Here is an 18,957-nt window from a genome sequence, read left to right as displayed (position 1 = left end):
GGAGAGTTGAAAAACTCTCCTTTTATTATTAAGAAAACATATTAACAAAGACTGTTATAACTGATGCATTAACAAAATCTATGAAAAGAGATCCAACTAATGGTAGGGCAAAGAATGCTGTGGGAGAAGGACCGTTTGCTGCTGTAAAAGATTCCATATTAGCCATAGCATTTGGAGTAGCTCCCATTCCGAATCCACAATGTCCAACAGCCATAACCGCAGCATCATAATCTTTTCCCATAACTCTAAATGTTACAAAATATGCATATAAAGCCATAACGACTTTTTGTGCTAAAAGAATCGCTACAAGTGGAATAGCTAGTGCAGCTAATTCCCAAAGTCTCATAGACATCAATGCCATAGCTAAGAAAAGTTGTAATGCAATATTACCAACAACATTAATTGCATTCAATGGAATCTCTATCTTAGCTCCATCAGCGATATTTCTTATAATTGCAGCAACAATCATGGGACCGATATATACAGGAAGAACAATTCCTAGATTTTTAGCTAACGGTGTTATAAAACCACCAATTCCCATAGCTAGAACAATATAAACAATAGCTCTAAATAATAAATCTTCATTTAAAAGTAATTTTGTATCAGAAGGGTCTTCATTACCATCAAGAAACATCTCTACTTCTCTAGGAGATTTTAAATTATGTTTTGCCATAAGTCTTTTTCCAACTGGGCCTCCAATTAGACATCCAGCAACTAATCCAAAAGTTGCTGAAGCGATTGCAACAGACATAGCACCAGTAGCACCAGCAGCTTCAAGAACAGGACCAAAAGCTCCAGAGGTTCCGTGACCTCCAGTAAGAGGAACAGAGCCAGCAGCGATTCCAATTAAAGGATTTAAACTAAATACTTTTGCTAAAGAAACACCAACAACGTTTTGGATAACAACAAGTATAACGGCTACAAGTAAAAAAGTAAAAACTTGAACACCACCCTTTTTTAGCATTTTTAAACTTGCTAAAAATCCAATTGTGGTAAAAAAAGCTACCATTAGAAGATTTTTTAATGAACCATCAAAATCAAAAACAAAAAGTTGCATATTATAACCAATTAGAGAAACAATAGAAAATATAACTCCTCCAATAACGGGAGCCGGTATAAAGAATTTTTCAAAGAAATATACTTTTCCTTTAATCCATCTTCCAATTAATAACAAACAAACTGCTATTGCTAAAGTTTCTGCCATATTAAATGTGTGTGTGAACATAATTTTCCTCCTAAAAAATGATTTTTTTACTTACTTTTATATTAATAATTGTACACATGGTATATAAAATATACAAATATAAAAAAAATATACAGCATATTCATGCTGTATATTAATTATTTATTATATGTATAATCGATTCATTTTATATATACAAGTCTAATAAGTACTCAATAATAGAGTGTTTTCGTTAATAATATTTTTTGTATTTTGTAATAAAACCTCTTTAGAAAAAATTGGGCCATCGTATACAAAAGTATGATATTCACCATTTTCTCCACAAACATCAGAACCAGTTTTTTCTATTTCTTTTAAAAGTTCATGAGTTAAAGTTTTTCCTAAAAAATCAGCACTCATATTGTTTAAATTAACTTTTTTAATAATAGCTTTATATCCTAATTCTATAAATTCCTTAACTAAAGCTTCACGATTTCCTTGCCATAAAGGGAAAATAGCTTCAAGATTGGTATTTTGGCATCTAGTTTCTCCCCATTCTCTATGATGAGCAATATCAATATCACCAAAAATACATGCCTCGGCTCCTAAATTTTTCATATTTTTTAAAGCTATTTCAAAAGTATTTTCATAATTTTCACCATCACACTCGACTAATAGTAAAGGTATATTAATAGCTAATGAAACTTGTTTTAAAAGATCGGATGAGATATCATGAAACCAAGAATCTCCCTTATTTTTATTTATTGTTGTCATAATAGCAATTGGTTCATAACCTAATGAAATTGCTTTATGTAAAGATAACATACTATCTTTTCCCCCGCTGAAAGAAACGACAACTTTTATTCCCATAATAATCCTCCAAAAAATATTTTATCCGTTATATAAATATTATAAAAAAATAAATTGATAAAAACAAGATAAATTTATTTTGAAATTACAATATCTTGGTATTTATTATTATATCTTTTAAAATAAGTTTTTCCAAAAGAACAAATAGGAATGATTTTTAAATTATTTAGTTTAGCAAATTCTATAAATTTTTCTATTAAAGTAGTTGCTAAATTTTGATTACGATATTCTTCTTCTACCCAAGTAGAATTCAATTTAAGAGTTTTATTAACACCATCAATAGAATATATTAATTCTGCAATTTCTATATTTTCACTATTAGTGATATAAAACTTTGAATTTTTTTCATCATGTATAATTTTCATAAAAACCTCCTTAAAATTATTATAATTTGATTTTACTCAAAAAATGTTTATATCTTTTAAAATAAAAGGAAAAATCTAGAAAAATAGTAGAAAAATAAAAAGAGAAAAGGAGTAAAGATGGATTTAGTAAATGAAAATTTAAACACATGCATAAGGAAAATTGCAATACCTTCCAGTATTGGTTTTTTATTTAATACATTATTCAATATTACTGATACGTATTTTACAGGATTTATAAGTGTTAAAGCTTTAGCTGGTTTATCATTATCTTTTCCTGTTTTTTTTATTTTGATTTCTTTAGGCTCTGGAATGGGAATGGGATTAAGTGCCTTAATTTCAAATGCTATTGGTGAAAAAGATAAGGATAAAGGAATAGAATTAGCAAAAGATGGAATCTTAGTAGGAATCCTAACAGGGCTCTTTATTAGTATAGTAGGTCTTAAATTTAATAGACAACTTTTTTTATTGATGGGAGCTGGAGAAAAAGAGTTGTTATTAGGAATGGAATATACAAAATGGATATTTATAGGAGCTGTGTTCTTTTGTTTAAATTCTATATTTAATGGAATCTTAGTGGCTCAAGGTAATACAAAAATTTATAGAAATTTTTTAATTGTAGGATTTGTAGCTAATGTAATATTGGATCCGTTTTTTATATTTATTTTAAAAACAACAACAGATGGTGTAGCAATAGCTACAGTATTAATACAGTTAGTAGGAAGTATCTATTTATATTTTAAGGTAAAAAAATCTCCCTTAATTTCAAAACAAAATTATAACATAAAAACTCCAAGTGTAAAAAATATTAAAGACATTTTAAATCAAGGATTACCAGCAAGTTTTAATATGATGACGATAGCTGTAGGAGTTTTTGTGATAAATCATTATATACAAAAAGTAGGTGGGAGCTCAGCTATTGCATCATATGGAATATCAACTCGTATAGAGCAATTAATATTATTGCCAGCGATTGGTTTAAATAGTGCCGCTTTGAGTATAACTGGTCAAAATTTTGGGGCAAAAAAATTTGATAGAATAAGAGAGATTTTTATTAAAACAATGCTTTATGGGATTATAATAATGACTATTGGAATGCTAAGTATAAGCTATTTATTACCTTATTTATTTAGTATATTTACTAAGGATTTAGAAGTTATAGAATATGGGATAAATTATTTTTCAATAGAGAAATTTACTTTTAATTCATATATTTTAATAAATATATGTGATGCTGTTTTGAGAGGCTTAAAATATCCTAAATTTTCAGTTTTAATTGGAATATATAGACAGTTCTTAATGCCTATATTATGTTTTCCTATATTAATAAAATTTTTTCAAGGTATTCAGGGGATTTGGATAGGAATTTTAATCATAAATTGGAGTGCAGGTTTTTTATTTTTGGGATACTTTGTATTTATATATAAAAAAATAAAAGAAAAAAGGAAGAGTTAATATGTTAGCGTAGATAAAAATATAAACCTGTAAAAACAAGAGTTGAGGAGGTAAAAAAATGGCATACAAAAAATCATTTTCAGAGGTAGAAAATAAATATTGGGGAGACTATAAGGTAAGAATGTCTAAGGCCCAAGGAACTGAAGATGTTAAGAAAATATTTTCAATGATAGTGGCTGATATGGTAAAAGAAATTGAACCTAATTTAGATCCTATTTATGGTGAATTTAATGGTGATTTTGAAATAGAAATGATTGGTGATAAAAAATATAGAGTAGCTCCTAAAATCAAAGAGGACCCTACATATATAGGGCTAATTGAGAATTCTGATTTACCTGCAATATTAGATAAATATGCAGAATTAGCAGTAAATAAAATAATTCATTTATCTGGAAAAGAGCCAGAAGAAAATGGTAAAAAAATAATTCATTAATAAAAAAAGACCTCTTAATAAAAGAGGTCTTTTTATTTTATTTTATTTTAAACTAGAATTAAAGAGAAACCTCTCCTTTATCATCCCAACATTCTACACCTGTAGAGTTAGAAAGAACATTTTTAGTAAAAACAGGATTTCTTTTAGCTTTTCTTTCTTGTAAATAGTGGTGAATACATTCAATAGCAGGAACTCTAAGTTTAGTAATAGCGTATATATTGAAAAGTGCCATGAATGCCATAAATAAATCAGCCATAGCCCAAACAGATGGAGCATCTTTGACAGAACCCCAGAAAACCATAGCAAGAGCAACAACTTTAAATGGGTTTTCTAACCACTTTTTTTCAGTATAGGCTATATTAACGATTCCGTAGAAGTAATTTCCAATAACTGATGAAAAAGCAAATAAAAATATACAAGCCATCAAGAAAATTCTACCAAAAATTCCAAGTTCATGTATCATAGCAGTTTGAGTTAATTCAATTCCTTTATGAGTAGTAGTTCCTAATACTCCAGAGAAAAGAATGATAAAAGCTGTAGCAGAACAAATAGCTAATGTAGTAACATAAACCCCTAAAGTTTGAACTAATCCCTGTTTGAAAGGATGATCTGTAGAAGCACTAGCTCCAGCGTTTGGAGTTGAACCCATACCAGCTTCGTTTGAGAAAAGACCTCTTTTAATACCTTCCATAACAATAACTCCAAGAGCACCTCCACCAGCAGCAGCAGGATCAAAAGCGTTTGTCATAATCAATGAAAGTACTCCAGGAAGAGCTGATATATTTTTTAAAACTATAAAAATAGCAACTACTAAATAAAATACACCCATAATTGGAACAATAATCTCTGAAACTTTTGCAATTCTATGAGCTCCTCCTAAAATAATTATAGCTGTTAATACAGTTAAAATAATAGCTCCATAAAATTGATTTATACCATAAGCATGTTGGAAAGCTACTGTAATTGTATTAGCTTGAACAGCATTAAAAATAAAACCATAAGTTACTGTAATTAAGATAGAGAAAGCTACACCAAGATATTTTTTATTCATACCTAATTCCATATAGTAAGCTGGTCCACCAACAAAGATTCCATCCTCTTTTTTCTTATAAATTTGAGCTAAAGTGTTTTCGACTAAACTCAAACTACCAGCTACTAAAGCTAAAATCCACATCCAAAATATAGATCCAGGTCCACCAACAGATATAGCAAGAGCAACTCCTGCTAAACTACCAGTTCCAACTTTAGAACCAGCACTAATACAGAATGCTTGGAATGGTGAAACTCCTTTTCCATTTCCTTTTTCAAGCATTACTTTGAACATTTCTTTAATTTCAGTTATATTTGCAAACTTTAGTTTAAAAGTAAAATATAATCCTGAAATAATAAGAACTGCGATTAAAACATAAGACCATAAAATGTTGTTAAGTGTGTTGATAATATTCATTGTTCCTCCTATATAACATATAATAAATTGTGTGTGTGTGTTTAAAATATTCTACATTTAAGTTCGTTGCATAGGTCTTCTAAAAGACATACTCCAGCTATAGGATTTCCTTTTTGATCAAGAGCAGGTGAGTAAATACCAATTCCCATTTTGTGTGGAACAACAGAAACAATTCCACCCCCGACTCCACTTTTTGATGGTAAACCAACTCTTACAGCAAATTCACCAGAATTATCATACATTCCACATGTAACCATAAGTGTTTTTACAATTCGGCTAACTCTATTGGAAACGATTTGTTCACCAGTACTAGTTTGTCCTTCATTAGCTAGGAATAAACCAAGTTTGGCAATAGTTTTAGCAGTTACATCAATAGAACATTGTTTAAAATAAACTTCTAAAGCTTCCTCTACATTTCCCATAATAATTCCTTCAGATTTTAGATAATATCCCATAGCTCTATTTTTATTTCCCGTTTCAGATTCGCTTAAGTAAACTTTAGGGTTTAATTCAAGTGAGGGATCTTCTGTTATCTTTTTAAAAAATTCAAGAAGCCGATTGAACTTATCTTTTGCATCATTACCTTTAATCATTGAAGATACAACGATAGCTCCAGCATTAATCATAGGATTATAAGGTTTTCTTCTACTAGATGTTTCTAATTTTCTAATAGAGTTAAAAGGATCACCACTTGGATCCATTCCAACCTTAGAAAATACATATTCTTCTCCATTGTCTAAGATAGCCAACATAAGAGCGACTACTTTAGAAATACTTTGAACTGTAAATTTATTATCATAATCTCCAGCAAAATATTCATTTCCCTCATTATCTAAAATATATATTCCAAGATTTCTGGGGTTTGTTTTTTCCAATTCAGGGATATAACTTGCGACTTTCCCTAATTCAGTTGTTTTTCTGTGTTTTTCAACTAATTCTTTTAGTAATTCTTGCATTTTTTACCTCCTGAAAGTACTATTACTAAACTTTATATATAATTATAATACTTTTTATATATGAACAAAGTAAAATATATTGTTTCAATGTGAAATTAGTTTCTGATTTTTTAATTATATAAATTTTTTTATTTTAATTGAAAGCCCTGAAAAATAAGGGGAAGTATAAAGTAATTATTTTAATAAAAAAATTTTTTTGTTCAAAAATTTGTGAAATTAATATTAAAAAAACAGAAAAAATAAATATAGAAAAAATGAATAGTCTATATTTATAAAATGAATTTATAAAAACAAAAAAATAAAAAAGGGTAGTAAAATATAGTTAATACTACCCAAAATATCTAACTATTCAATAATGAGAAGACTGCAATACTTTGAAAAATAATGTCATAAACTAAAGCTAAAGCTGGTATTTTACTATCTATGTGAGGAGCTAAAGAGACTTCAACTCTTTTTGGTTGTGCACTTAAATTTGAGTTTGCTTTCTTAGAAATAGCAGTACCAAATCCAAACTGTATACTTTGAACTTCAGGAATTAAAGAAAATGCTATTTCAGAAAAAATACCTTTAAATTTATTCATATCAGTATCTAGAGGTAAATTTATTTCTACTGAACTACCTAAAGCGTCATTAGTAATAATCATTTTTTGTATAGCTACTCTTATATAGGCTTCATTTTTTTCACCATGGAATATTCCTCCGATTTCAAGAGGAGTTACTGTAGGAACTTCTAATATAAGTTTCTTACATAAGGTACCAACTAAAATCATAGCAGAAGGTAAATCACCATCGGTATAGATAAATACAATATCATCTCCATTAGTTTTTTCATCTATAATTCCAGAAATTACATCAATTTCTTCTTTAGGATTAGGAGAGTAACCCTCCATAGTTCTTTTAGCTAAATCTTTTCCAAAATCTAAAGTAGTTATTGATATATTTTTAGGAAAGTTTATAATTGTTAATTTTATACCGTTATCTATATTTTCAAAATTTATTTTAATTTTTTTACCAAAAATCATAAAAACCTCCAAGATTAAATTTCACTTATTGTATATTATATAACAAAATTCATTTAATCTCTATAAAAAAGAGAAATTAATTTTTTAAAAGACATTTATCTAAACATAAATTAAGCAGTTCTTTTTGACACTGCTCCCAAGTTCCAACAATAAAAACTCCATTAGATTCAACTCTCCAAAAGTGATTAGAAACCCTTTTAAATCTCATTAATACTCCTCCTCAATTTTTCTACATAAATGTATAAGAAAAAAATAAAAAAATTTAAAATTCATCTATTAGAATTATACTTTAATGTAGAAAAAAAATCAAATATTTTTTTACATTTTTGTAGAAAAATAGTATAATAAATTAAAAATAAGAAGGGAGGATAATGTGAAGACTAAATTTGGTAATTATTTAGAAAAAATGATGATGAAAAATAATTATACATTAGAATATATAGCAAAGCAAACAGATTCTTCTCTATCTGTAGTAGGCCACTACAGAAAAGGAATTAGAATTCCTAAGGATGATTTTGTAGAAAGATTTATTGAAAAATTTATAAAAACAGATAAAGAAGCAGATGAAATTAGATATATAGTTGCTTATGATAGAACTCCAGACTTGATAAAAAGAAGATTAGAAGAAAATAATGAAGAGAAAAAAAATAAGCAAATGGCAGAGATAATATCTTTACCAGTATTAGGAAAAGCAGCAGCAGGATTAGGGCATATAAATTTTGAGGATAATACACGAATGGAGGTGCTAGCTTCTATTTCAACCACAGAGTTACCTAAAGATGCTTTTTTAGTTGAAGTTAGTGGAGATTCGATGTTTCCAACTTTATCAGATGGAGATTTAGTTATAATTAATCCAGTTCAAAAGCAAATGAGAATGGTAGAAGGAAAAGTTTGTGTGTTTAGTTATCATGACCAAACATATATAAAACGACTTAAAATTAATAAAAATGAAGTAAGGCTTGTATCTGATAATAGTGATAAAAAAAGATATTCAGATATTATTATATCTGACGAAGAATTAGAGTATTTAAAATGCTACGGAGCTGTTATAGAAAGCAGAAGAAAACACTAAAAATAATAAGAGAGGATTATACAAAACAAAAAACAGTTTTTTAAGAACTGTTTTTTTTATTTTGTATATTTTTATTTTATTGTGAAATTTTCACAAATTAATTGTCTAAAATTTCAATTATTGCATATAATTAGTGTTTATATAGAAAATAAATTCATAATATTGTATAATCATATATATAATTATATAAAAATAAAAAAATTATTTATAAAATTTATAATAAATATGTAATTGTTAGGGGGAGAGTATGAATTCTAATTTACAAGAATTTTTAGTAGCTTTGTCAGAGATAAATGCAATAGAAATTGAAGTGGTCAATACAGATAAAGTAAGAGTATTTTCTACTGGAGTTTATAAAGAACGAATAGGGGAAATTTCAGATGAGTGTTTATATGAAAAAGTAATAAGTGAAAAAAAAACTATTTTAATAGAAAGTCCAAAAAATAATAAAGAATGTAAAGTTTGTTTTAATAATCGTTGTTTAAAAAAAATTATATTAGCTACACCGCTTATATATAAAGAACAAACATTAGGAGCTATATCAATTTTTAGTTTTTCTCTTTCTAAAAGAGATGAAATTTTAGAAAAAATAACTTTATATACAGATATTCTGAAAAAGATTTCTAGACAAATAACAGATAATTTTTTTATAGAAAATTATTCAGAGTTATATCATGAAATTTTTTTAAAAATGAAAAAAGCTGTTTTTATATTAAATGAAAATGGACAAGTTATTGATTATAATAGAAGTGCAAATTTATATTTTAGTATGTTTAAAGAACTTAGAGGAAAAAAAATAATAATAAATTTTAAAGAAGACAATAATTATGTGCTATCTATTGGAAATATTTCGCTAGAAGTTAAAGCAGAAATAAAATCTTTTGAAAATAAAAGAAGTTTTATTATTTTTAAAAAATCAAATAAATTTGTTTTTGAAGATAATTTTGATCAGCTACTAATAGGAAAATCTAAAGCTATATTAGAATTAAATCGGAAAATAAAAATGGTTTCAAATTCAAAAATTCCAGTTATGATAAAAGGTGAAGTAGGTTCGGACGAGGAAATTATAGGGAAATTAATACATAATCTTTCAGAAAGAAAAAATAAAAAATATGTTTCAATAAATTGTAGGGATGAGGATGAAGAACATTTAGAGGAAAAAATTTTTGGAAATGACTTTAATAAAAATTTAAAAATTGGACTTTTAGAAAATTTAGATGGTGGAACATTATTTATAGAGGAAATTGAATATATGCCAATTCATATACAAAAAAAATTACTTTACTATTTAAGAACATCTATGATTATACCAGAAAATAGTGAGAAACAGATTATATCAGATGTGAGAATCATAGTTTCAACAAGAATTGATTTATTAGAAAAAGTAAAACAAAATAAATTTATAGAAAATTTATTTTATGCAATTGATTCTGTAAAGATAGAGATGCCTGGATTAAAATATAGAAAAGATGATATGGATGAAATTGTAGAATATCTAATAGAAAAACATTCTAAGATTCAAAATAAAAAAATAGATGGAATAAATGAAAAAGCTAAAAAACTTTTAATAGAAAGTGAGTGGAAAGGAAATTGGAAAGAGTTAGATAATGCTTTAAAAGTTATAGTGGAATTAACACCAAATGATAATGAAATTGGTATTGAAAATATTCCTGAAAGAATAAAAGAGTTACATATAACAAAAGATATGAAATTTAGAAAAATAAGAAAAATAGCTGAAGTTGAAAAAGAAGAGATTATAGCTGCCTTATCACAATTTGGTACTGATACTGATGCTAAACAAATTATAGCGAAAAAATTAGGAATTGGAGTAGCAACTTTGTATAGAAAGATAGAAAAATATCAAATTGATAAAAAAAGTTTAATTTAAATTGAAAATACCCATAAAATGAGAATTTCTAAAAAAATAAAAAAATATCAAAATGAAAAAAAGGTATATATATACCTTTTTTTTTATTGTTTAAGATTCGAAAAAAGAACTTAAAAACCTGAAAAAAAACATTTGAGAATTGAAACGTATATAGTATAAAAGTGTTAACAGATTAAAAAGAAGCAAATATTGATATGGAGGAATTATGGATAAAAAAATTAAATGGCAAAAAAATAATTTGCCAAAATCAAAAATAGAAAATTGTGAACAGATTTTGTCTTTAAAAGAAGTAAAAAAAGCAAAAGAATTTCATAAAAGTTTTCCAGAGTATGAAGTAACTCCACTTGTAAAATTAGAAAACTTTGCTCAAAAAATAGGTATTAAAAGTTTTTATCTAAAAGATGAATCTTATAGATTTGGACTTAATGCATTTAAAGTTTTAGGTGGATCATATTCTATGGGAAAATATATAGCTCAAAAATTAGAAAAAGATATATCCGAACTAAAATATGAAGATTTTATAAGTAAAGAAGCAAAAGAAAAGTTAGGAGAAATAACTTTCTATACAGCAACAGATGGAAATCATGGAAGAGGAGTTGCTTGGACAGCAAATAGACTTGGACAAAAATCAGTTGTATATATGCCTAAAGGATCTTCTGAATTTAGATTACAAGCAATTAAAAATGAGGGAGCAGAAGCTTCGATAACAGATATGAATTATGATGATGCAGTAAGGCTTGCAGCAAAAAATGCTAAAAATAGTAATGGAGTTATAATTCAGGATACAGCATGGGAAGGATATGAGGAGATTCCTACATGGATAATGCAAGGGTATGGAACAATGACTTTAGAAGCAATAGAACAACTAAAAAAAGATGGAATAAATAAACCTACTCATGTTTTTGTACAAGCTGGCGTAGGATCTTTAGCCGGTGCAGTTCAAGGGGTGGTTGTTAATAGTTTTGGATTAGATGTAAAAACTATAGTAGTAGAAGCAAACTTAGCAGATTGTTTATATAAATCATCAGTAATAGGAGATGGGGAAACATATAGCGTTGGTGGAGATATGCAAACAATAATGGCCGGACTAGCTTGTGGAGAAGCAAATATTATATCTTGGGAAATTTTAAAAACATATTCTGATACATTTATTTCGTGTCCAGACTGGGTAGCTGCAGAAGGAATGAGAATTTTAGGAAATCCACTGAAAGGAGATCAAAGAGTTATTTCAGGAGAGTCAGGTGCAGTTACAACAGGGCTTGTTTATGAAATTATGACAAATCCCCAATACCAGGATTTAAAAAATAATTTAGAGTTAGATGAAAATTCAATAGTTCTTGTTTTTTCAACAGAAGGAGATACAGATCCTAATAAATATAGAGAAATAGTTTGGAAGGGTGGATACTTAAGAGATTAAATATTTTATTAAAATTAAGAATAAAAAAGTAGTAAGGAGGTAAAAATGTTACATACAAAAACTATACTAACAAAAAAAAGGGAAGAGTTTGTAATAAAATTTCTTCAAGAAATGATTCAACAACCATCTAATTCAGGAAAAGAGTCAGGAGTTGTAGAGGTTATAAGGAAAAATTTGTTAGATATGGGATATGATTCAGTACATATTGATAAATTTGGAAATGTTATTGGATGTATAAAAGGAAATAAACCAGGAAAAAAGATTTTGTTTGATGGACACATTGATACTGTTCCAGTTCAAGGAAGAGAAAAATGGAAGTATGATCCATATGGTGGAACAATCTCTGATGGAAAGCTTTATGGAAGAGGAACTTCAGATATGAAGGGACAAACAGCTGCTTTTATGGTTGCAAGTGCTTATTTTGCAGAGGATTGTAAAAAAGATTTTGCAGGAGAAATTTATGTAGCTGGAGTTGTACATGAAGAAATTTTCGAAGGAATTGCAGCTAGAGAAATATCAAAATATGTAAAACCTGATTATGTAGTTATTGGTGAATCATCGGAATTGAATCTAAAAATTGGCCAAAGAGGACGAGGAGAAATAGTATTAGAGACATTTGGAAAACCTGCTCATTCAGCAAATCCAGATAAAGGAATTAATGCGGTATATAAAATGAGTAAAATAATTGAAGAGATTAGAAAAATAGTTCCTCCAGAAACGGAATTAGGAAAAGGGATTTTAGAATTAACAGATATAAAATCTTCACCATATCCTGGAGCTTCTGTAGTTCCTGATTATTGTAGAGCAACTTATGATAGAAGATTACTAGTAGGGGAGACTAAGGAGGAAGTTCTAGCTCCAATAGAGGCTGTTTTAAATAAATTAATGAAAGAAGATTCTGAGTTAAAAGCTAAAGTTTCCTTTGCAATAGGAAAAGAAACTTGTTATACAGGAGAGATAATAGAAGGAGAAAGATTTTTTCCAGGTTGGCTATATAGTGAAGATGATGAATTTGTACAAAAAGCATATAGAGGATTAAAAGATGTCGGAATTGAGCCTGAAATTACACAATATTCGTTTTGTACAAATGGATCTCACTATGCAGGAGAAGCAAAAATAAAAACAATAGGATTTGGGCCATCTAAAGAAAATTTAGCTCATACAATCGATGAGTATATAGAATTAGATCAATTATTTAAAGGTATAAAAGGGTACTATGGAATTTTAAAGTCAATTTATGATAAATAAAATTAAGGAGAAAATACAATGAAAACTTTAATAAAAAATGGTCTCATAGTAGATGGTAGTGGAGATCAACCATATATTGGTGATATTCTCATAGAGAAAGAGAAAATAGTGGCTATTGAAAAAAGTATTGATTGTAAAGATATAGATAGAATAATTGATGCTAAAGATCTTGTTGTAGCTCCAGGGTTTATAGATACGCATTCTCACTCTGATTTAGTAATTTTAGAAAGTCCTTACAATGAAGTAAAGGCTAGACAAGGAATAACTACAGAGATTTTAGGACAAGATGGAATTTCTATGGCACCTTTACCTAAAGAGTTTATATCTTCTTGGAAAAAAAATCTAGCTGGTTTAGATGGAACTTCAGAAAGCATTAATTGGACATATGAAACAACTGACGGATATTTAAAACAGATGGAGAAAAGTAAAGTTAGTCTTAATTATGCATATCTTGTTCCTCATGGAAATATACGTATGGAAGCTATGGGGTTAGAAGGAAGAGCAGCTACAGAAGAAGAAATTAAAAAAATGTGTGAAATAACTCGACGAGAAATGGAAGCAGGAGCTTTTGGCTTATCAACAGGTTTAATCTATATTCCTTGCACTTATTCAGAAACAAAAGAGTTAATAGAAATGTGCAAAGTTGTAGCGGAGTTTAATGGAGAATTAGTTATACATCAAAGATCAGAGGCGGGAACAATACTTGAATCGATGGAAGAGGTTATAAGAATCGGAAAAGAATCTGGAGTAAAAGTACATTTTTCTCATTTTAAAGTTTGTGGAAAACAAAATTGGAAATATATTGATGAAGTTGTAAACCTTTTGGAAAAAGGCGAAAAAGAAGGCGTAAAAATTAGTTATGATCAGTATCCTTATGCTGCTGGATCTACTATGTTAGGAGTAGTTCTTCCACCTTGGGCACATGCAGGAGGAACTGATAAATTGATGGAAAGATTAAAAAATGAAGAAGACAGAAAAAAAATGAAATTTGACATTGAAAATGGAATTCCAGGTTGGGATAACTTTATTGAATTTGCTGGATTTGATCAAATATTTATAACTTCAGTTGTTAGCAAGAAAAACCAAGATTTAGTTGGAAAAAATTTAATTGAAGTGGGAGAAATAAGAAAAAAAGACCAATACAATGCTACATTTGATTTACTTTTAGAGGAAGAAAATGCAGTTGGAATGGTTGATTTTTATGGACTTGAAGAACATATTATAAAGTTTTTAAAAAGACCTGAACAAAATGTCTGTACAGACGCTCTTTTAGCTAAAGGAAAGCCTCATCCAAGAGCATATGGAGCATTTCCAAGAGTTTTAGGAAGATATGTGAGAGAAAAACAAGTTTTAAAGCTCCAAGAGGCAATTTATAAGATGACTAAAAAAGCAGCAGAAGCAATAGGAATTTCTGAAAGAGGAGAGTTAAAACCTGGAATGTTTGCTGATATAACAATTTTTAATCCTAAAACAATAATAGATAAAGGTGACTATATAAATCCAGCTCAATTTCCAGAAGGAATACAATATGTTATTGTAAATGGAACTCCAATTATAGATGATGGTATTTTTAAAAAAGTATCACCAGGAAAGGTTATTAGAAGAAAATAAGAGGAGGTAACTATGTATATTGTTGGAAATGGAAGAGTTATAACTCAAGATGATAAAAATCCATATATAGAAAATGGAGCTGTAGTAATAAAAGAAGATGAAATAATAGAAGTTGGAAATTTTAGTGATTTAAGAAAGAAGTATAATGAAGCTGAAATTATAGATGCAGATGATGGAATAATAATGCCAGGTCTCATAAATACTCATATGCATATATATTCAAGCTTTGCAAGAGGAATGGACATAAAGGGAAGTACAAGAAATTTTGATGAAATTCTTAAAAATCTTTGGTGGAAAGTAGATAAAAGTTTATCTCTAGATGATATTGAATATTCGGCATATGCAACATATATGGAAAGTATAAAAAATGGAGTAACAACGGTAATAGATCATCATGCTTCACCGATGGCAATAACGGGAAGTCTAGAGAGAATTGCTAAAGTTGCAGATCATTTAGGAATAAGAACTTCTTTATGTTATGAAGTTTCTGATAGGGATGGAATTGAGAAAGCAGAAGAGGGATTAAGAGAAAATATAGAGTTTATAAAATATGTTGATAGAAAAAATTCAGATATGATAAAGGGAATGTTTGGAATTCATGCTTCTTTTACAGTATCAAACGAAACTTTAGAAAAATGTAAGAAGGCTATGGAAAATATAGATGTTGGATATCATATTCATGTTGCTGAAGGAATAACAGATTTAAATGACGCTCAAGAAAAATATGGGAAAAGAGTTGTGGAAAGACTTAATGAATATGGAATATTTAAAGAAAATACAATAGCAGTTCATTGTATACATATTAATGATTATGAATTAGATATTTTAAAAAATTCAGGATGTAATATTATCCATAATCCAGAATCAAATATGGGGAATGCAGTCGGTTGTTCTCCAGCAATAAAAATGTTAGAAGAAGGATTAATTGTAGGTCTTGGAACAGATGGGTATACAGCAGATATGATTGAATCTCTAAAAGTAGCTAATATTTTACATAAGCATGAATTAAAGGATCCAACAGTAGGATGGAAAGAAGCTCCTTTAATGCTTTTTAGAAACAATCGAGAAATAATAAAAAAACAATTTGGATGTAATACGGGGATTTTAAAAAAGGGAGCAAAGGCAGACATAGCAATATTTGACTATATACCTCATACTGAGCTTAATGAAAATAACTATAATAGTCACATAATATTTGGAATTTCAGGAAGAGGAGCTACTACTACTATTTGTAATGGAAAAATTCTTATGAAAAAAAGAAAGCTTATTAATGTAGATGAGAAATCAATCTTAGAGAAAGCTAGAACAATTTCGAAACAAATGTGGAAAAGTGTAGAAAAATAAAAAATAAATATAGGAGGGTTGTTATGGAAGAAGATTTAGAATTAGTAAGAGATGAGGGGTTAGGAAGTAAATCAAAATTAGATCGATACTTTAAAATTAGTGAAAGGGGATCTGATGTAAAGACAGAATTATTTGCAGGGTTAACAACATTTATGACAATGGCTTATATTTTGGCAGTTATACCAGGAACACTTTCAAAAACTGGAATACCATTTTCAGGAGCATTTGCAGCGACAGCATTATCATCAGCAATAGCAACATCTTTAGCTGCATTATTTAATTTTCCATTTGGATTAGGACCATCTTTAGGTATGAATGCATTCTTTGTATTTTCAGTTGTTTTAGGTCAAGGACATAGTTGGCAGTATGCTTTAACAGCAGTTGCAATATCTGGAGTTTGTTTACTAATATTAACTGTAACAAGAGTGAGAGAAAAATTGTTTGATGTAATTCCATTTAATATTAAAATGGCAATGATTGCAGGAATTGGATTGTTTATAGCTTTAATAGGTCTTGTAAGTGGTGGAATAGTTGTAGCAGGACAAGGAACTGTTGTAACTCTAGGAAACCTAAAGGAACCAAGAGCAGTATTAACACTTGTTGGAGTTTTTTTAACAGGATCATTAATGTATAAAAATATAAAAGGTTCCATGTTTTGGGGAATAATTGGAACTGCTATAATAGGATTTTTTATGGGTGTAACAAAATTACCAACAAGTTGGCAAGTAATTCCAGATTTGAAATCTACGGTTTTTCAATTTGTAGGAATGGATGAAATTTTGACACCAAACATGGCTTTAGTAGTATTTACATTTCTTTTTGTTGCAATATTTGATACTGTTGGAACTCTTATAGGACTTGGAGGAAAGGCAAATTTATTAGATGAAAATGACAACCTACCAGGAGTAACAAAAGCTTGTCTTTGTGACTCTATTGGGACTATAATGGCAGGATTTTTAGGAACATCTCTTGTTGGAACATTTGTTGAATCAGCTTCAGGAATAGCAGAAGGTGGAAAAACAGGATTAACAGCATTAACAACATCAATACTTTTTGTAATAGCATTATTTCTATCACCATTATTTATTATGATACCAGCATCAGCTACAGCACCTGTATTAATTATAGTAGGACTTTTAATGGTAACTGCTATAAAAGCGATAAATTTTGATGATATAACAGAGGGAATACCAGCATTTTTAACAATTATTTTAATGCCATTAACATATAGTATAGCAGATGGAATTGTTATTGGAATTTTATCATATGTGGCTTTAAAAGTTTTAACTGGAAAATTTAAAGATGTGACGAAGGTAATGGCTATTTTGGCAATTCTGTTTGTAGTAAAAATTATGTTTATTTAGTTAATACAAGGGAGGATGAGAGAAGTGTTAAAGTTATTTAAAGGAGATATATATCACACACCAGAATTTGGGAGACATGAAATTATTGAAAATGGATATATTGCAGTAAAAAATGGTCAAGTATTAGGAGTTTATAAAGAAGTTCCAAAGGAACATAATATGGCTGAATTAATTGATCATAGTGGAAAATTAATAATACCTGGATTTATAGATACTCACTTTCATGCACCACAATTTACAAATAGAGGTTTGGGATTAGATAAAGAATTACTTCCTTGGTTAGAAACATACACTTTTCCAGAAGAAGCTAAATATGAAAATATAAAATATGCTAAAAAAGCATATGAAAAAGTAATAACAGAATTATGGAGACAAGGAACTACTAGATCAGTTTTATTTGGAACAATCCATAGAGAAGCTACGGAGCTTTTAATGGAGATGTTAGATAAATCAGGATTAGGGGCTATGGTAGGAAAAGTTAATATGGATAGAAATGCACCAGAATTTTATCATGAAACAACACAAGAGTCTTTAAATGAAACTAGAAAATGGTTAGAAAATACAAAAGATAGATATGAGAGGGTTAAACCAATTATAACTCCAAGATTTGTACCAACGTGTACACCAGAATTATTATCAGGATTAGGAGCTATGGCTAAAGAGTTTAATGTTAAAATCCAATCTCATTTATCTGAAAATAAAGGAGAAATTGCTTGGGTATCAGAATTAGAACCAACAGCAAAACATTATGCAGATGTATATAATACTCATGGATTATTTGGTGATCAACCAACTATTCAAGCTCACTGCATTTGGAATACCAAAGAAGAACTAGAATTAATGAAAGAGAAAAAAATAATGGTAGCTCATTCACCACATTCAAATAACAATTTATCATCAGGAATAGCTCCAATAAGAAAATTAGTTGATATGGGAATACCGGTAGGATTAGCATCTGATATATCAGGAGGACATGATGTATCTATAGCCAAAGCAATTGTAAGCGCTTCACAAGTTGCAAAGTTAAGATGGGTTTATTTAGATGATAGTAATAAGCCATTATCTACTTCTGAATGGTTTTATATAGCTACTAAAGGAGGAGGACAATTCTTTGGAGATAATATAGGTTCTTTTGAAAAAGGAAACGAATTTGATGCTTTGATTATAGATGACTCTAATATAGCCGATATAAACCCAAGAGATGTGATGGAGAGAGTAGAAAGATATATCTATGTAGGTGATGATAGAAATATAGTGGAGAGATATGTATCAGGAAATAAATTGGATAAACCAAATTTTAATTAAA

Annotated in this window: 17 protein-coding genes; 10 read left to right on the top strand and 7 right to left on the bottom strand. The window is 28.6% G+C overall.

Annotation, left to right across the window (positions count from 1 at the left end; genetic code table 11):
* Positions 1–28 precede the first annotated feature (28 nt).
* From gltS to MKD34_RS11715, 3 genes are all read right to left on the bottom strand, one after another.
* Positions 29–1,225: a sodium/glutamate symporter gene (gene gltS / locus MKD34_RS11725; protein ID WP_240220610.1), complete on the bottom strand. Its 1,197-nt coding sequence runs from the start codon at positions 1,223–1,225 to the stop codon at positions 29–31.
* Between the two features lie 159 nt (positions 1,226–1,384).
* A complete protein-coding gene (locus tag MKD34_RS11720) occupies positions 1,385–2,032 on the bottom strand; it encodes a Dph6-related ATP pyrophosphatase (protein ID WP_240220608.1) in 648 nt (215 codons plus the stop codon).
* Between the two features lie 74 nt (positions 2,033–2,106).
* Entirely contained in the window at positions 2,107–2,397 is a 291-nt protein-coding gene (locus tag MKD34_RS11715; protein WP_240220606.1) for a GNAT family N-acetyltransferase, read from the bottom strand.
* 117 nt (positions 2,398–2,514) lie between these two features.
* Between MKD34_RS11715 and MKD34_RS11710 the strand changes: the two genes are divergently transcribed.
* Together MKD34_RS11710 and MKD34_RS11705 are read left to right on the top strand one after the other, a co-directional pair.
* On the top strand, positions 2,515–3,849 hold the full coding sequence (locus MKD34_RS11710; RefSeq protein WP_240220604.1) for an MATE family efflux transporter: 1,335 nt from the start codon (positions 2,515–2,517) through the stop codon (positions 3,847–3,849).
* A 58-nt stretch (positions 3,850–3,907) separates the two neighbouring features.
* A complete protein-coding gene (locus MKD34_RS11705; RefSeq protein WP_240220602.1) occupies positions 3,908–4,282 on the top strand; it encodes a hypothetical protein in 375 nt (124 codons plus the stop codon).
* Between the two features lie 58 nt (positions 4,283–4,340).
* Here MKD34_RS11705 and MKD34_RS11700 read toward each other — a convergent pair whose 3' ends face one another.
* The 4 genes from MKD34_RS11700 to MKD34_RS14100 all read right to left on the bottom strand — a co-directional run bounded on the left by MKD34_RS11700 (position 4,341) and on the right by MKD34_RS14100 (position 7,915).
* Complete coding sequence (locus MKD34_RS11700; protein ID WP_240220600.1) at positions 4,341–5,729, bottom strand: alanine/glycine:cation symporter family protein; 1,389 nt, start codon at positions 5,727–5,729, stop codon at positions 4,341–4,343.
* 41 nt (positions 5,730–5,770) lie between these two features.
* On the bottom strand, positions 5,771–6,685 hold the full coding sequence (gene glsA, locus MKD34_RS11695) for a glutaminase A (RefSeq protein ID WP_240220598.1): 915 nt from the start codon (positions 6,683–6,685) through the stop codon (positions 5,771–5,773).
* 341 nt (positions 6,686–7,026) lie between these two features.
* Entirely contained in the window at positions 7,027–7,707 is a 681-nt protein-coding gene (locus tag MKD34_RS11690; RefSeq protein WP_240220597.1) for a hypothetical protein, read from the bottom strand.
* 76 nt (positions 7,708–7,783) lie between these two features.
* Positions 7,784–7,915 (bottom strand): hypothetical protein, encoded by a 132-nt coding sequence (locus MKD34_RS14100; RefSeq protein ID WP_023052390.1) that lies wholly within the window; start codon positions 7,913–7,915, stop codon positions 7,784–7,786.
* Positions 7,916–8,080: 165 nt separating this feature from the next.
* Between MKD34_RS14100 and MKD34_RS11685 the strand changes: the two genes are divergently transcribed.
* The 8 genes from MKD34_RS11685 (at position 8,081) to guaD (ending at position 18,956) form a co-directional block, all read left to right on the top strand.
* Complete coding sequence (locus MKD34_RS11685; protein ID WP_240220596.1) at positions 8,081–8,779, top strand: S24 family peptidase; 699 nt, start codon at positions 8,081–8,083, stop codon at positions 8,777–8,779.
* A gap of 247 nt (positions 8,780–9,026) precedes the next feature.
* The gene (locus tag MKD34_RS11680; protein WP_240220595.1) at positions 9,027–10,667 is read left to right on the top strand and encodes a sigma 54-interacting transcriptional regulator; all 1,641 of its coding nucleotides are present in this window, start codon (positions 9,027–9,029) and stop codon (positions 10,665–10,667) included.
* A gap of 205 nt (positions 10,668–10,872) precedes the next feature.
* Positions 10,873–12,084: a diaminopropionate ammonia-lyase gene (gene dpaL, locus MKD34_RS11675; protein ID WP_240220594.1), complete on the top strand. Its 1,212-nt coding sequence runs from the start codon at positions 10,873–10,875 to the stop codon at positions 12,082–12,084.
* A gap of 63 nt (positions 12,085–12,147) precedes the next feature.
* Complete coding sequence (locus tag MKD34_RS11670; protein WP_240221600.1) at positions 12,148–13,332, top strand: YgeY family selenium metabolism-linked hydrolase; 1,185 nt, start codon at positions 12,148–12,150, stop codon at positions 13,330–13,332.
* Positions 13,333–13,350: 18 nt separating this feature from the next.
* Positions 13,351–14,943, top strand: a complete 1,593-nt coding sequence (locus MKD34_RS11665) for an N-acyl-D-amino-acid deacylase family protein (RefSeq protein WP_240220593.1) — start codon at positions 13,351–13,353, stop codon at positions 14,941–14,943.
* A gap of 12 nt (positions 14,944–14,955) precedes the next feature.
* Positions 14,956–16,287: a putative aminohydrolase SsnA gene (ssnA, locus tag MKD34_RS11660; RefSeq protein WP_240220592.1), complete on the top strand. Its 1,332-nt coding sequence runs from the start codon at positions 14,956–14,958 to the stop codon at positions 16,285–16,287.
* A gap of 23 nt (positions 16,288–16,310) precedes the next feature.
* On the top strand, positions 16,311–17,651 hold the full coding sequence (locus MKD34_RS11655) for an NCS2 family permease (RefSeq protein ID WP_240220587.1): 1,341 nt from the start codon (positions 16,311–16,313) through the stop codon (positions 17,649–17,651).
* 15 nt (positions 17,652–17,666) lie between these two features.
* The gene (guaD, locus tag MKD34_RS11650; protein ID WP_240220585.1) at positions 17,667–18,956 is read left to right on the top strand and encodes a guanine deaminase; all 1,290 of its coding nucleotides are present in this window, start codon (positions 17,667–17,669) and stop codon (positions 18,954–18,956) included.
* Position 18,957: the final 1 nt, after the last annotated feature.

The organism is Cetobacterium somerae (assembly GCF_022430525.1).
Classification (GTDB): domain Bacteria; phylum Fusobacteriota; class Fusobacteriia; order Fusobacteriales; family Fusobacteriaceae; genus Cetobacterium_A.
This window is presented reverse-complemented; position numbering and strand designations above follow the sequence as displayed.

Excerpts from the sequence above, each read along its gene's own strand:
- MKD34_RS11665 (WP_240220593.1), top strand. The coding sequence starts at position 13,351 with ATGAAAACTTTAATAAAAAATGGTCTCATAGTAGATGGTAGTGGAGAT.
- glsA (WP_240220598.1), bottom strand. The coding sequence starts at position 6,685 with ATGCAAGAATTACTAAAAGAATTAGTTGAAAAACACAGAAAAACAACT.
- gltS (WP_240220610.1), bottom strand. The coding sequence starts at position 1,225 with ATGTTCACACACACATTTAATATGGCAGAAACTTTAGCAATAGCAGTT.
- MKD34_RS11705 (WP_240220602.1), top strand. The coding sequence starts at position 3,908 with ATGGCATACAAAAAATCATTTTCAGAGGTAGAAAATAAATATTGGGGA.
- MKD34_RS11680 (WP_240220595.1), top strand. The coding sequence starts at position 9,027 with ATGAATTCTAATTTACAAGAATTTTTAGTAGCTTTGTCAGAGATAAAT.
- MKD34_RS11655 (WP_240220587.1), top strand. The coding sequence starts at position 16,311 with ATGGAAGAAGATTTAGAATTAGTAAGAGATGAGGGGTTAGGAAGTAAA.
- guaD (WP_240220585.1), top strand. The coding sequence starts at position 17,667 with ATGAGAGAAGTGTTAAAGTTATTTAAAGGAGATATATATCACACACCA.
- MKD34_RS14100 (WP_023052390.1), bottom strand. The coding sequence starts at position 7,915 with ATGAGATTTAAAAGGGTTTCTAATCACTTTTGGAGAGTTGAATCTAAT.
- MKD34_RS11715 (WP_240220606.1), bottom strand. The coding sequence starts at position 2,397 with ATGAAAATTATACATGATGAAAAAAATTCAAAGTTTTATATCACTAAT.
- MKD34_RS11720 (WP_240220608.1), bottom strand. The coding sequence starts at position 2,032 with ATGGGAATAAAAGTTGTCGTTTCTTTCAGCGGGGGAAAAGATAGTATG.
- MKD34_RS11710 (WP_240220604.1), top strand. The coding sequence starts at position 2,515 with ATGGATTTAGTAAATGAAAATTTAAACACATGCATAAGGAAAATTGCA.
- MKD34_RS11700 (WP_240220600.1), bottom strand. The coding sequence starts at position 5,729 with ATGAATATTATCAACACACTTAACAACATTTTATGGTCTTATGTTTTA.
- MKD34_RS11690 (WP_240220597.1), bottom strand. The coding sequence starts at position 7,707 with ATGATTTTTGGTAAAAAAATTAAAATAAATTTTGAAAATATAGATAAC.
- dpaL (WP_240220594.1), top strand. The coding sequence starts at position 10,873 with ATGGATAAAAAAATTAAATGGCAAAAAAATAATTTGCCAAAATCAAAA.
- ssnA (WP_240220592.1), top strand. The coding sequence starts at position 14,956 with ATGTATATTGTTGGAAATGGAAGAGTTATAACTCAAGATGATAAAAAT.